Annotated in this window: 9 protein-coding genes and 2 pseudogenes; 2 read left to right on the top strand and 9 right to left on the bottom strand. The window is 38.4% G+C overall.

What is annotated here, in order from left to right; all coding sequences use genetic code 11:
• Positions 1–133 precede the first annotated feature (133 nt).
• The 4 genes and pseudogenes from ACQ86H_RS04090 to ACQ86H_RS04075 all read right to left on the bottom strand — a co-directional run bounded on the left by ACQ86H_RS04090 (position 134) and on the right by ACQ86H_RS04075 (position 4,807).
• A pseudogene (locus tag ACQ86H_RS04090) lies at positions 134–1,308 on the bottom strand (acetyl-CoA C-acyltransferase).
• Positions 1,309–1,443: 135 nt separating this feature from the next.
• On the bottom strand, positions 1,444–1,815 hold the full coding sequence (locus ACQ86H_RS04085) for a four helix bundle protein (RefSeq protein ID WP_431293933.1): 372 nt from the start codon (positions 1,813–1,815) through the stop codon (positions 1,444–1,446).
• A gap of 71 nt (positions 1,816–1,886) precedes the next feature.
• Positions 1,887–4,293: pseudogene (locus ACQ86H_RS04080) on the bottom strand (3-hydroxyacyl-CoA dehydrogenase NAD-binding domain-containing protein).
• Positions 4,294–4,372: 79 nt separating this feature from the next.
• The gene (locus ACQ86H_RS04075; protein ID WP_086547854.1) at positions 4,373–4,807 is read right to left on the bottom strand and encodes a MarR family winged helix-turn-helix transcriptional regulator; all 435 of its coding nucleotides are present in this window, start codon (positions 4,805–4,807) and stop codon (positions 4,373–4,375) included.
• A 134-nt stretch (positions 4,808–4,941) separates the two neighbouring features.
• Between ACQ86H_RS04075 and ACQ86H_RS04070 the strand changes: the two genes are divergently transcribed.
• A complete protein-coding gene (locus tag ACQ86H_RS04070) occupies positions 4,942–5,895 on the top strand; it encodes a hypothetical protein (RefSeq protein WP_431293932.1) in 954 nt (317 codons plus the stop codon).
• 481 nt (positions 5,896–6,376) lie between these two features.
• Here ACQ86H_RS04070 and ACQ86H_RS04065 read toward each other — a convergent pair whose 3' ends face one another.
• From ACQ86H_RS04065 to ACQ86H_RS04045, 5 genes are all read right to left on the bottom strand, one after another.
• On the bottom strand, positions 6,377–7,699 hold the full coding sequence (locus tag ACQ86H_RS04065) for a DUF6089 family protein (RefSeq protein ID WP_431293931.1): 1,323 nt from the start codon (positions 7,697–7,699) through the stop codon (positions 6,377–6,379).
• Positions 7,700–8,401: 702 nt separating this feature from the next.
• A complete protein-coding gene (locus ACQ86H_RS04060; RefSeq protein WP_431293930.1) occupies positions 8,402–8,740 on the bottom strand; it encodes a DUF885 family protein in 339 nt (112 codons plus the stop codon).
• Complete coding sequence (locus ACQ86H_RS04055; protein WP_431293929.1) at positions 8,737–10,110, bottom strand: DUF885 family protein; 1,374 nt, start codon at positions 10,108–10,110, stop codon at positions 8,737–8,739. The genes ACQ86H_RS04060 and ACQ86H_RS04055 overlap by 4 nt, the downstream gene beginning before the upstream one ends.
• A 140-nt stretch (positions 10,111–10,250) precedes the next feature.
• On the bottom strand, positions 10,251–11,972 hold the full coding sequence (gene ggt, locus ACQ86H_RS04050) for a gamma-glutamyltransferase (protein ID WP_138818551.1): 1,722 nt from the start codon (positions 11,970–11,972) through the stop codon (positions 10,251–10,253).
• The gene (locus ACQ86H_RS04045; RefSeq protein WP_431293928.1) at positions 11,944–13,719 is read right to left on the bottom strand and encodes an AMP-dependent synthetase/ligase; all 1,776 of its coding nucleotides are present in this window, start codon (positions 13,717–13,719) and stop codon (positions 11,944–11,946) included. Before ACQ86H_RS04045 ends, ggt begins: the two co-directional genes overlap by 29 nt.
• Positions 13,720–13,975: 256 nt before the next feature.
• Here ACQ86H_RS04045 and ACQ86H_RS04040 point away from each other — a divergent pair, with 256 nt between their 5' ends.
• Entirely contained in the window at positions 13,976–14,440 is a 465-nt protein-coding gene (locus tag ACQ86H_RS04040) for a hypothetical protein (RefSeq protein WP_138818555.1), read from the top strand.
• Positions 14,441–14,565: the final 125 nt, after the last annotated feature.

The following is a 14,565-nucleotide window of genomic DNA, read 5'->3' as shown; positions in this document are numbered from 1 at the left end:
GAGATTTGAGATTTGAGACCTGCTCAAATTCAAACTCAAATCATTTTTGTATGAGTTTTGGGATATTAGACGTGAGATTTGCGTTCTCTTGATCGGACAACATGTCTCAAATCTCATATCTAGCTTCTCACGTCTATAAAAGTTCAAAAATTCCTGCGGCACCCTGTCCTGTTCCTACGCACATGGTTACCATTCCATATTTCTTATTTTGTCTTTTTAATTCGTTCATGATCTGCACAGTCAATTTTGCTCCGGTACAGCCTAATGGATGGCCCAGCGCAATTGCACCTCCATTAACATTGATCACATCAGGGTTTAAATCCAATGTTCTGATTACGGCTAAAGATTGAGAGGCAAAAGCTTCATTCAGCTCGATTAAATCGATATCTTCTTTTTCAAGCCGGCTTGTTTCAATGCTTTTGGAATCGCCTCAATTGGACCAATCCCCATGATGCGCGGCGGAACACCTGCGATACCGTAACTTACCAATCTGGCAATCGGTTCTGCATTTAATTCTTTCATTTTCTTTTCAGACACCACCAGAACAAAAGCAGCTCCATCTGATGTTTGCGATGAATTACCAGCAGTTACACTCCCAACAGCATCGAATACAGGTTTCAGTTTCGCCAGCTTATCTAATGTCGTATCTGCACGCGGACCTTCATCGGTATCAACCACGTAAGAACGTGTTTTCTTTTTAAGGTTTGCATCGAGGTAATTTTCATTTACGGTGATTGGCAGGATACCATCTTTTAAATGACCGTTTTTTATCGCATGAATGGCTTTCTCGTGAGATTTTAACGAAAAGGCATCCTGATCTTCACGACTCACATTATATTCTTTGGCTACGGCTTCGGCAGTCAGGCCCATGCCCCAGTACCAATCCGGATTGTTTTTTGCGACCTCTGCGTTAGGCACGAGCTTCCATCCGCCAAAAGGCATTCCACTCATTACCTCTACCCCACCGGCAATGATACAATCGGCCATGCCAGCCTTAATTTTGGCAACCGCCGTAGCAATGGTATCTAAACCCGATGCACAGTAACGGTTTACGGTAACACCCGGAACTTTATCGGTATCCAGGCCCATCAGCGAAATCATACGGCCAATATTAAGCCCCTGTTCTGCTTCCGGAGTAGCGTTACCCACAATTACATCATCAATTTGTTCGTTATCTAAATTCGGAACCGACGCCACTAAAGCCCTGATTACTTCTGCGGCTAAATCATCAGCTCTTGTAAAACGGAATACGCCACGGGGTGCTTTACCCACTGCTGTACGATATCCGGCTATAATATATGCTTCCATTTTTTAAGATTTGAGATCTGAGACTGGAGATTTGAGACCTGCTCAAACTCAAAACTCAGATCGATTATTGTTTTTTTCAGATTTGAGACACTAGATTTGAGACCAATTACCGTCTCACTTCTCAAATCTAATGTCTCATATCTTTCTATTGATTTTCTTATCCAGCATCTGCTGAAAACCATAAGTCATTTTTTGTAGTTCATCAATTTGATCCAGTAAAGGGTTCAAAATTTCAGATTCAAGAATTGCGAGTTTATTAGCGATTACCAATTGAGTTTGTAATTCATAAGAAGATCCATTGGCTATTCCTAAAAAGTTATTAAATTCTTTAACTGAATTTCTACCAGCTCCCTCAGCAATGTTTGATGAAATTGAGACAGCTGCCCTTCGGGATTGACTTATCAGCCCATAACGTTCGTCAGTTGGAAAAGTTGAAGTTGCTTTGTAAACATCAACGGCTAAATCAATAGCTTTATTCCAAATTTTCAACTCTTTTAAATTATTCATGTTCTATTATATTAACGCTTATGTTATGAACGACACAGTCCGTCTCAAATCTAATGTCTCTTATCTCACATCTAGTTACGCAACGGCTTCCCTTTTGTAATAATACTTTGGATCCGCTCTAACGATTTCCGCTCTCCTGCGAGTGATAAAAATGCTTCTCTCTCCAGATCCAATAAATATTGCTCGGTTACTTCTGTTGGAGAAGATAAATCGCCACCGCACATGACATAACCTAATTTTTCGGATATTTTTTTATCGTGTTCAGAAATGAAATGCCCGGCATACATACTATTTGCACCTGCATATACAATTCCAAGACCTTGCTTTCCTAATACTTTAATGTCGTTACGCTGAACGGGTTTGGTATATCCGGCATCGGCAAGTTCTATCGCTTTAGCTTTTGCATCGGCTAACAAACGGTTCCGGTTCATCGAGATCGAGAATTTATCTTTTTGCAGATAACCCAGTTCGTAAGCTTCGTAACCTGAAGTAGAAACTTTAGCCATACCAATAGTTAAGAAACGATCTTTCAGGGCATTCTGCACAATCTGATCATCTTTATATTCATCAGATGCACGCAAAGCAAACTCTTTTGTTCCGCCACCACCAGGGATAACGCCTACACCAAACTCTACCAAACCCATATAAGTTTCGGCAGATAGCTGCACGTGATCGGCATGTAAACTGAACTCGCAACCACCACCCAAAGTTAAATTATGAGGGGCTACCACGACCGGAATAGAAGAATAACGGATGCGCATCGAGGTATTCTGGAACATTCTGATCGCCATGTTCAATTCGTCCCACTCCTGTTCTACTGCCATCATAAAAATCATCCCTACGTTTGCACCCGCAGAGAAATTTGCACCATCGTTACCGATTACCAAACCACGGTAATCTTTCTCGGCCATATCGATGGCTTTGTTAATTCCGGAGATTACATCACCTCCAATGGTATTCATTTTAGTGTGGAATTCTACATTCAGAATGCCATCTCCCAAATCAATAATCGAAACACCCGAATTTTTCCAAAGCGTTTTATTTTCACGGAGATTATCTAAAATGATAAACTCATCAGTTCCAGGTAAAGCTTTATAACTTTTAGAGGGGATATCGTAATATTTTTTGACACCGTTTTCTACTTTATAAAACGAAGTATTTCCGGCATTTAGCATTTCGTGTACCCAAGCTGCGGCTTTATTGCCATATTGTTCCATTCCTTCGATGGCTTCTTTTACGCCAACGGCATCCCAAAGCTCAAACGGACCTAATTCCCAGCCAAAACCGGCTCGCATAGCATCGTCAATACGATACAATTCATCAGAAATTTCAGGGATCCGATCAGATACATATTCAAATAAACCAAAGGAAGAATGGCGGAACAATTCGCCTGCCTTATCTTTTCCTTTGGCAAAAAATTTTCATGCGCTCACGAAGGTTCTCCACCGGCTTGGTCATTTCTAAAGTCGCCGATTTTACTTTTTGCTGAGGCTTATATTCCAGGGTTTTTAAATCCAACGCCAGGATTTCGGTTTTACCCTCAGCAGATTTGGTTTTTTTATAGAAACCTTGTTTAGTTTTATCACCAAGCCATTTGTTCTCTTCCAATTTTTGCACATAAGCAGGAAGTTTAAACAAATCATGTGCTTTATCATCCGGGCAGTTATCATAAAGCCCTTTAGCCACTTTAATCATGGTATCTAAGCCTACCACATCCGACGTACGGAAAGTAGCAGATTTTGGTCTGCCCAATGCCGGCCCTGTAAATTTATCAACCTCCTCTACCGTTAAATCTAATTTTTCGACCAAATGCAAAAGTGCCATGATGGAATAAACCCCCACACGGTTGGCAATAAAGGCTGGCGTATCCTTACATAAAACAGTTGTTTTACCTAAAAACTTATCACCATAATGCATCAGGAAATCTACAATTTCCGGCTGCGTATGTGGCGTAGGAATAATTTCCAATAACTTTAAATAACGCGGTGGATTGAAAAAGTGTGTTCCACAGAAATGCAATTTAAAATCTTCACTTCTTTCCTCAGCCATCAAATGAATAGGGATACCAGAAGTATTTGAAGTGATTAAAGTACCTGGTTTACGGAATTGCTCTACCTGTTCGAAAACTTTTTTCTTGATATCAAGATTTTCGACAACGACTTCAATTACCCAATCGTAACCGGCAATTTTCGACATATCATCATCGAAATTCCCCGTTTTGATTTTATTTAACGCTTTTTTGGTATAAACTGGCGATGGATTTGTTTTTACAGCCGTTTGCAAAGCTGTATTTACAATCCGGTTTTTTACAGCTGGGCTATCCAGTGATAATCCTTTTGCCTGCTCTTCAGGACTCAAATCTTTAGGGGCAATATCCAGTAGCAAAACCTCAACACCAATATTGGCGAAGTGGCATGCAATACGGGAACCCATAATACCTGAACCTAGAACAGCAACTTTATTAATGCTTCGTTTCATCAGTATATATTTTTCTTTTTATGGTCTGATGTAACCTGTTATGTAAAAATTTACACAGCAGGCTTCATGATTATATTTATTAATCAACAGTATATGCTACTGTAATATCATTTAGTTTGATAAGCAGGTTAATAAAAGTCTCTTTTTCTTTTTTCGAGAAATGCTCATCAAGATATTCATTAAATTTTCGCACAACCCCTTTGGCTAATTGTTTTTTCTCTTTACCAAAATCGGTCAGAAAAACCTTTACCGAACGTTTATCACCTGCAGATGTTTCACGATAAATGAGGTTAGCCTCTTCCATGTTATTTAACATGCGGGACAAACTGGTTGCTTTAACCCCAAGCAAGCCGGCCAAATTCGATACCGCAGTTCCCTCAACATCATCTATATTAATAAGCATATAACCAATGGCCTGGGTAATTCCGAAACTGGATGCCATCTGATTGTATTTATTAAACATATTTTGCCAGGCAAACTTAACATGGTAATCTATGGTTTGTTGTTGTTTCATTTTCACTAATTTATTATGCTTGCATAACAAAGCTAATGAATGTATTTTGTTAATGCAATAGAAAAATTCAAAATATTTGTCAAATTTTTCTTATCATAGTCATACACAAAATGAAAACACGTTATATGTTAAAAGTGAAACAAATAATCTTGTTTAGTCCATTTATTTTATGGGCTACAATTTGCCAAAGCCAGGTATCTTATTTTGGAAAAGCCCTGTTAAACAGTCAAAAATTAGAGGTTTTTAAAAAAACAACCACCCTATTTACTTTGCAATATGTTGATTATGCTGAACTGGAAAAATTTGATCAGGCCATTAAAAAAAACTGGACAATTACACCATATAAAATTATTAAGCCCGAAGAGCTGGCCCGTTATGATACGCTTGCAAATTATTCTGTTTTTTATTTCGATGCTTATGGCGAGAAGTCAGACAGTACATATAACGTGAATATAATTTATGCACTGAAGTTATTAACGCCATCTAAAAAACCCAAGGTAAAAGAAGAAAGTATATTGGCAACAGTTACACTTTTTGCTGATCCTAACACAAATCTGCTGGTCAGAACGCAAGATCAGCAATATGGCACCAGAAGAAGTATAAAAAATAATATTCTATCCTATTTCTATAACAAAGCTAGTTTCTTCAACTGGTCGCCAGGCTTTTTAACGGGTTATTTAAAACAGATTAATGATGGATTGCTCGCAAATGAAAACTGTAACATAGATTACCAGTTTTATAATAAGGTACGCTTACCTGAACTGGCAAAGGAAACACTTTATATACCCGAATATATTAAGGAAGTATTTTCTTCAAGATTAACGCTTTTACCACCGTCAGGCATTATTGCTGAACCTTATAATTACAAACTTAAATTTATACCGTATAAAGAACTTGATAGTTTAATTCTGAATAAAACTGCCAACGTTAAATATGTGGTTTACACACAACGATCCAGCGATAAAATAATCAGTGTGTACGATAGTAAAGACGATAAAATTATTTATCAGCGCTTTTATCCGGAATCACCAAATTTTGAGATGAATGATTTAAGCGAGATTAAAAAGGTAATTGTTTCGCTTAAATAAGCGGAGTTCAAATATATCTATTGTGCTGTCACGCTGAACACAGTGAAGAATCCCTAACAAAAGAGCCACGGGTTTTATAATTTCAAAAGACTGTTGCGTTAGAATTAGTTTAACAAAAGATCCTTCACTATATTACTTGTTGACAGACTTCAATAGAATGGTCGTCATCACGACCGCATCAACTCGAAATGGAGAGATTTATCAAAACAGATTTAGTTTCGCCGAGCACTCCGTAGTTCTCGATTGCATTACTGATGTAAACTCGGTAAAGGCAGCATTCCGCCTGAAATGACGGTACACGAGAGAATCTTTAGATTAATCACCGTTATTTATATTGATTTTTATAAAAAAATTACCCCTCAAGATTGACAAATTCTCTTTATACTACTAACCAAAGCAGCTAGTTATTACAAACAAAACCTCTTAAATCAAAAAAAGTCCCGATTTTTATCGGGACTTTTTAATTGTTGTTAAAAACAGACTAGTAAAGTGTAAACTCTACGCGACGGTTTTGTTGACGACCAGCTGCAGTTTTATTAGTAGCAATTGGTTGACCCATACCGTAACCTGTAGCCTCAATACGTGATGCATTAGCGCCTTGAGAAACTAAATAAGCTTTTACAGATTCTGCTCTATCTTTCGATAAACGCAAGTTTAATTCTTTTGAACCTGTATTATCTGTATGACCAGCTAATTTTAAGCTAAAGTTTTTCTGAATCAATAATGCTGCAACTCTATTTAAGGATGCATAAGATTTAGAACGGATAGTTGCTTTACCTAAATCGAATTCCAGGTTTTTAATCGCTTCGTTAACTACCTTACGGTCTTCTTCAGTAACAATAACTTTTTCTACAACTTTTTCCGGCGTTTTTAACGGACAACCAGCTCCATCTACAACAGTACCTGCTGGTGTATCAGGGCATTTATCCAATTTGTCTGCAACACCATCACCATCAGTATCTTTCAAAATATCATTTAGTTCCGAACGTAATTTTGCATTATCAGCTTTTTGGGCATTCAACTCTGATTTTAAACCTTCTGCGGTTTGTTTCGCTTTTAAAGCTTCATCATAAGTTAAAGCAACCGGATTGTGGAAAGCCAATTGTTTTCCGCTACCTAAGGCAAACTCTAAACCGGCATAAGCATAGTTGTATTTATCATTTCCATTTTTGTAGTAACCATCTAAGTTATCGCCATCAACAAAGCTGATCGTCCAACCTAAATCGAAGTTAACTGCATCAGAAATTTTAAATTTTGCGCCTAAACCTACCGGGATGATTAATTCATTAATGTTTTTATCACCTGCATATAAAGATGTACCAGCTGCTGTGGTAATACTAGGCTTATAACCTGCAATACCCGCACCTGCAGAAGCATAAAGTTGCAAAGCATTCTCTTTCTTAAACATATCTATATTGAACATGTTTACTACAGCACTTAAAGTTCCTGAATAAGACAACTGTGTGTCGAAAGCTTTTACAGGAGAGTTATTTACCGAACCACCTTCATAAGGCTCGGAATTATCGCCTTTTAATTTACCCCGAACTCCATCTAAACGAAGAGAGAAATAAGGTGTAAACTGTTTTTTGACGTAAAGGCCATAACCAAAGCTTGACTTGTTATTACTGAAATCATTTTTTCCACCCAATGGTGATAATGGCGTAAGTACACCGGCATTTACGCCGACAGACCAGGTCCTGAAGGTGGTTGATGAAGTTGCAGGACTTTCCTGAGCTGAAGCAGCCGACCCAATCAATAAACCAGCGAGTGCAACCGGTAGTGTTTTGAATAATTGTAGTTTCATAATTTTCTGTATAACGTTGAATAGCGTCTGATATCCTTTACAATAGCCATACCAAAAATACAGGCAGGTAAAAATACTTATCAACTTTTCAACACTAATTACCATGAAGCAACTTGTAGGAATAAAAAAATATTTAGTATATTAAGTAAATCGCTATAAGCTACTCACTTAATGGATTTTATAAAAAACTTAAGTTTTAGACGTCAACATCTCTATTTTAGTTACCATTTTATAGATCAAAGGGTATACATCAGGTTTTAAAAGCATTCTGAAGTAGACAAATATTTACAAGTCTCACTTTTTGATCGATTATTACCTCATATTGTAAGCACATTTACCACTTTATTATACTAGCCAGTTTAAATATAAATGCTTTTTGCTGTCACACTGAGGGATAATTTATGGTATAAAAATCAATATGAATGAACAGATAGATAAGGAAGGTGAATTGTCTCGAAGTATCGTTTCAAACGGAGTAGAGAACCCGAAGGCTCTGCAAAGCAAAATCTTTTAAATTTGATTTCAATAAATAGTATAAAGATCTCTCCGCTTCGCGTTGCTCCGGTCGAGATGACGGCCATTCTGTTGGAGTCTGTCAATGGTAGGATAGTCGATTACTTTATTAATGTGTTGAAATAGTCTTCGAATACACTCAGACTGACATACGAAATAAATTTTATTTAATTTTAAACATGCTGTATATTAATTGATATCGCCCGCAAATTTCCATCGCGTACTAAAATTTTCTGGTAATCGCTGGTTGGTTAATAAGGCCCTTACCATTTCTACCGGCATATTATTTTCATACAATATGCGATTATGAAACTCGATATTGGTCATTTTACCGCTTTGTACCAATTCGTTATGCAACGCCCTAAACTGTAATCCACCTAACATGTAGCCAATTTGATACAATGGCCCATACCCCCCGGTAAACGATCTGCGTACTTCTGCCTCTGCATTGGCACGTTCAAAACCTACACGATCTACCAAAAAGTCGATGCACTGCTGAGGTGTCCATTTACCTAAATGATAGTTCATCGAAAAAATAATACGTGCACAGCGGTGCATGCGCCAAAAAGCATTCCAATTTTATCCTCCGGAGATGTTGCAAAATTCTGGTCCCAAAGCAACATCTCCCAGTACAGCGACCAGCCTTCCGTCCAGAAAGGGGTGCCAAATACCTTGCGATAAGGCTTGTAGCGGCTTTGCATAAAATATTGAAGGTTGTGTCCCGGAATAAGTTCATGAAAAACTACAGCTCTGGAAAAATGCCTGTTGTTACCGCGCAGGGTCATCATTTTGGCATCTTCGCTCATATCTTCTGTCGGATAAGCAATTAATACAGATTCGCCACCCAGAAAAAACGGTGCATATAATTGTTCCTGCGGACTTAACATGCGCATGCGCCAGCCTTCTTTGGCCAGGGGAGGAATGGCGATGAGGTTATTTTTCTCTACAAAATTTATGGCTTCATTGGCTAGTTCATAAACCAATTCGGGCTGTTTACCCAATTCAGGGTAATCAGTTTTTACCTTTTCCAATGCTTTTTTCCAATCGTTACCAAAGCCCATTAGTTGCGAGGCTTTAAGCATTTCTGCATCGCACCAGGCAAATTCCCTCATGGCAATAGCCTCAATCTGCTCAGGTGTATAGGCAATCATCTCATCGTTTAAGCTGCTTAATAAAGCTGTTCTTCCTATCGGATTACCAATAATACCACTTCCATCGTCTTTGGCATTTGAGGTTTTAGCTATTTTACCCAGTACAGCAGCATATTCATTTACTGCACCTACTACATCCGGATAAACTGCTTTTGTGGCTTTGGTAAATTGCGGATCGTAACCATTATAAAATTTATAAGCTTCAGTAAATACAGCCAGGTATTGATTCACAGTTTGCTGTGCCCATGAAGCCTGTACTGGCGTCACAATTAAATCTTTGTTTTTTACTGCCTTTGTGGTTTTCTGAATGGCCTCTTTCAGTTGTTCGAACTGTTGTTGGATAATTTTGCCATCTTGTTGCGTACCAATCCTCCGTTTTGCCTCAAAATCTAATACTGTTTTGGCAAATGGCAAAGCAAAAATATTGCTTTTAAATTCGGTGTATTGCTGTTGCAAATTTGCCGAGTCTGATCGGATATCGCGTTTAAGCAAAATATAATCTACCCTTTCGTTTACAGTTAGCTTGTTAAAAGGCAATGCCCTTAACTGTTTTTGCCATTCAGCATAAAAGCCTTGCATCCGCTTAAAATATTCATCCGATCGCTTGAGCGTATATTTACGGTTAAGCATGGTCACATCTGATTGGTATTGATTAATCAGTGGACTTATCAGGCTGGCTTCATTAGTTTGAGCGTGTAATTGTACCGCAACTGTTAGAAATAAAAACAGGGAAAATAGTTTGCGCATAGCGATCCGTACATTTTGAATTAGTTGACGCAATATAACTAAACCGCTAAGCATTTGCTGCAGGGCGCCTATGTAACTTATTTAAAGCTATTTGATTAAAAGTAACTCAGGTCGATCATAATTTCTTGCCCTAAAAACAGTTACCAACCGATGGCTTTATCATCTCCCCTCGGGTCAGCACCACCCTGATAATTTCCCCATTTTGTCTTTAAAATGGCATCAACCCTACCAATCGGGCCTCTTTGTATGATTTTATAGCCTTTTGCTTTTAATTTCTCTACTGATAAACTATCGATGGCGTCTTTTTCTACATACACCTCATCCGGTAACCATTGATGATGAAACTTTTTAGCCGCTACAGCGGATTGCATAGGCATATCGAAATCGATTACATTAATAATGGTTTGAAATACAGAAGTGATAATAGTTGATCCGCCTGGTGTACCTACCACCATAAATAATTTTCCATCTTTCTCTACAATGCTTGGCGTCATAGAACTTAACATTCGTTTATTCGGTGCAATGGCATTGGCTTCTCCACCTACTAAGCCATACATATTGGGTGCGCCGGGTTTAACAGAAAAATCGTCCATTTCGTTATTCAACAAAAAGCCAGCTCCTTTTACTGCAACCAGCGATCCATAAGAGCCATTTAAAGTAGTGGTAATGGAGACGGCATTTCCATCGCGGTCTACAATGGAGAAATGTGTGGTTTCTTCGTGTTCTGCACCTTTTATTTCGCCAGCCAAAACAGCACTGCTTGGCGTTGCTGCTGTCCAGCTAAAGTTTGCCATTCGACTTTTATTATAGGAGGCATTTAATAATTGTTGTTGTGGCACGGCGTAAAAATCAGGATCGCCTAAATATGTTGCGCGATCGGCATACACTCTCCTTTCGGCTTCTACAATCACCTGCACGGTTGAATCGGCATTGTGTCCCCATTTTTTTAAAGGATAAGGCTCTACAGACTGGAGCAATTGGATCAGTGCTATACCTCCACTAGAAGTAGGCGGCATAGTAATAATTTTGTAGCCCCTATAGTTACCGGTTATGGGTTTACGCCAGATAGCGTGGTAATTTTTTAAATCTTCTCTTGTTATAAGTCCTTTGCCGCGTTGCATTTCTGCCACAACCGAATCGGCTACAGCACCTTCATAAAAACCTGCCCTGCCTTTTTCCTGGATCTGTTTTATGGTATTACCAAGTTCTTTTTGGATCAAAAGATCATTTTCCTGCCAGGTTTTTTCCAAATTTACAAGGGCCGTTCCATTTGGATTAAAATCCATAAACTTTCTATGCAAAGCATTCAATTCACCAGCCTGCCTTTTAGTAATTTTAAAACCGTTTTGCGCTAAATTTATTGCCGGCTGCAATACTTGTGCCCAGGAAAGCCTTCCGTATTTTTTGTGTGCCTCTACCATACCATCAACAGATCCTGGTACGCCCGCAGCTAAATGGCCGTAAAGACTTTTATCAACAACCGGATTGCCAGCAGCATCCAGATACATATCTCTGCTGGCTGCCGCAGCGGCTTTTTCTCTAAAATCTAAAGCACTGATTTCGCCGTTTGCACCACGATATACCATAAAGCCACCCCCGCCAATATTCCCTGCGTTAGGATAAACTACTGCAAGCGCGAACTGAACTGCAACGGCTGCATCAACAGCATTCCCTCCTCTTTTTAAAATATCTATACCCACCTGCGACGCTTCCGGATGGGCAGAAACCACCATTCCATTTTTATATTCACCGCTGTTGTTTTTACCCAATTGTCCGGTTACACAGCCAGCGAATAACAACACAGTGCTTAGGTATATTAACGATATTTTTAGGTTATTGAGGGGCTTTATAGTTTTCCGCATCTTTATATATTTTTTCTATTACCTCATTGTTTTTTTCGGTAATTACCTTTCTTTTCAAACTTAATTTTGGGGTAAGCTCACCGCCATCTATGCTCCACTCTTTAGCTAACAATGCAAATCTTTTTACCTGCTCCCATTTACCAAACCCTACATTTGCGGCTTCGATAACCTCATTATATTTAGTAAGCACCTGTTCGTTTTTAATAATCTCTTCATTCGAGGTAAAAGTAATGCCTTTTCTACCTGCCCAGGTTTTTAAGGTTTCGAAATTAGGAACGATCAATGCAGAAGGGAATTTTCTATTTTCACCCAAAACCATAATCTGTTCGATAAAAATCGATTCTTTATATTTATTCTCCAGCATTTGTGGAGCAACATACTTACCGCCTGCTGTTTTAAACATTTCTTTTTTACGGTCGGTGATTCTTAAAAAGCGGCCATCAACCAGTTCTCCAATATCTCCGGTATGGAACCACCCCTCTTTATCTATCGCTTCATCAGTTAAGTCAGGTCGGTTATAGTAACCTTTCATTACCTGATGTCCCCGGGTTAAGACTTCTCCATCTGGTGCTATTTTAACTTCCACACCTTTAATTACTTCCCCTACCGTTCCGAACATGGTTCCTCCCAAATGGTTAACCGTAATTACCGGCGAGGTTTCAGTAAGTCCATATCCTTCAAAAACAGGCATACCAGCTGCCCAGAAAATTCTCGCCAGACGCGGATTTAGCGCTGCTCCGCCAGATACGATCACCACGATTTCGCCGCCTAAAGCTTCCTGCCATTTTTTGAAAACCAACTTACGGGCAATCCCCAATTTAAAGTTATACCAGGCACCTGCATCAATGGTATATTTTTCGGCTAAAGCTACAGACCAGAAGAAAATTCCTTTCTTAATTCCAGTTAATGCTTTACCCTTTTCCATTATCTTATCGTATACTTTTTCGAGAAGCCTTGGAACGGTAGAAAATACATTGGGTTTTACATGCTGAATATCGGCTACAATAGTTTCCATACTTTCTGCATAATAAATTCCGGTATAATTGAACAGATATAAATAAATGATCATCCGCTCGAAAATGTGTGATAAAGGCAGAAAACTTAAACCTTTTTTAACGCCTTCTGGTATAACTACGGCTGAGTTTACAAAATTTGCGACTAAGTTATTGTGTGTTAACATTACTCCCTTAGGTGTTCCTGTTGTACCTGAAGTATAAATTAAGGTTAAAACATCTTCAGGCTCCACTTTTGCGCGATATTCTTCCAAATCGATATCGTTACTCGCTTTGCCCAGTTCAATTAACGTATTCCAGTTTTCGACTTCCGTAATTTCGTTAAAGCTATAAATTTTAATATCCGGGTTTATGGCATCGGCACAAGGTTTAATTTTTTTATACAAATCTTCATCAGCCACAAAAATAATGGCGATTTCTGCATCTTTTAAGATAAACTGAATATCGTGCTCAGCTAAAGTTGGATATAATGGAATCTGATAAGCCCCAATTTGGTTGGCCGCAAAATCGGCAATATTCCACTCTGGCCGGTTGTGCGACATTACAGCAACCCTGCCCCCTTTGCCTATGCCCTGTTTAATTAATCCACGGCTTAGGTTATCTACAGCGCTACAAAAATTGACTGTACTATAATTTATCCATTTTCCGTTAATTTTTCCGCTGATGAATTCCTGCTTAGGATTTTCGAGGCTGTATTTCAAAAGATCAAAAACCCGTTTAATTTCTGCCGCCATATCAATTGTATATTATTTGGTTAAATTATAAAAATCAAACATAAAGATTGCCACCTATTATGCCTTTTTAATTAAAATAATACCTCGCAGTTAGTAAAATGCTGCATTTATTTTACATTAAAAATATTTTAATAAACTTAGTAATTACAAAATTACTATGCAAGCATTGTTTTTTATCCTGATGGAATTTTTACCAAAAAAACAGAAACGGCATTAAAGTTGTTAGGCTGATAATTATTTACAAAACATTTAAATTATGAAAAAGTTATTTACAATTTTAGGATGCATTGCATTGTTTGCCCTTACTACAACAAACGTTAAAGCCCAAAACTACAAAACCGGATTAGGTTTAGGCATTGATTTTGGTGATGGCGCAACATTGGTTGGTCCATCAGTTAGGCATCACTTTAGCCCTAAAGCAGCCATTCAAGGTGATGTATTATTTGGTGGAAATTCTACTATTATCCAGGCATTTCTTCAATACAATTCATCTATCCCTGGTGCAAAAGGTTTAGACTGGTATTTAGGTGGTGGTCCTTCGATTCAATTGTATGATGGTGGTTCTAGTTTTTACCTGGTTCCGATGGTTGGTTTAGATTATAAATTCTCTGGCGCACCTTTGGCATTGGCTTTAGACTGGAGACCTAGATTATATATCGGAAGTAATGATAGCGATTTTAACGCCGGAAGATTCGGTTTAGGCTTCAGATATACTTTTTAAGCGGAGAGCGTTTGGCGCTGAGTGCTGAAAGACTAAAGCAAAAGTATATGGTATAAAAAATCCCGTAGGAAATTAATCTTACGGGATTTTTATGCCTTGAACTATAGACTCAAGACTGAGGACTT

It is taken from the genome of Pedobacter sp. P26 (assembly GCF_050632135.1).
Classification (GTDB): domain Bacteria; phylum Bacteroidota; class Bacteroidia; order Sphingobacteriales; family Sphingobacteriaceae; genus Pedobacter.
The sequence above is the reverse complement of the archived record's forward strand: the minus strand, read 5'-3'. Positions and strand labels throughout refer to the sequence as shown.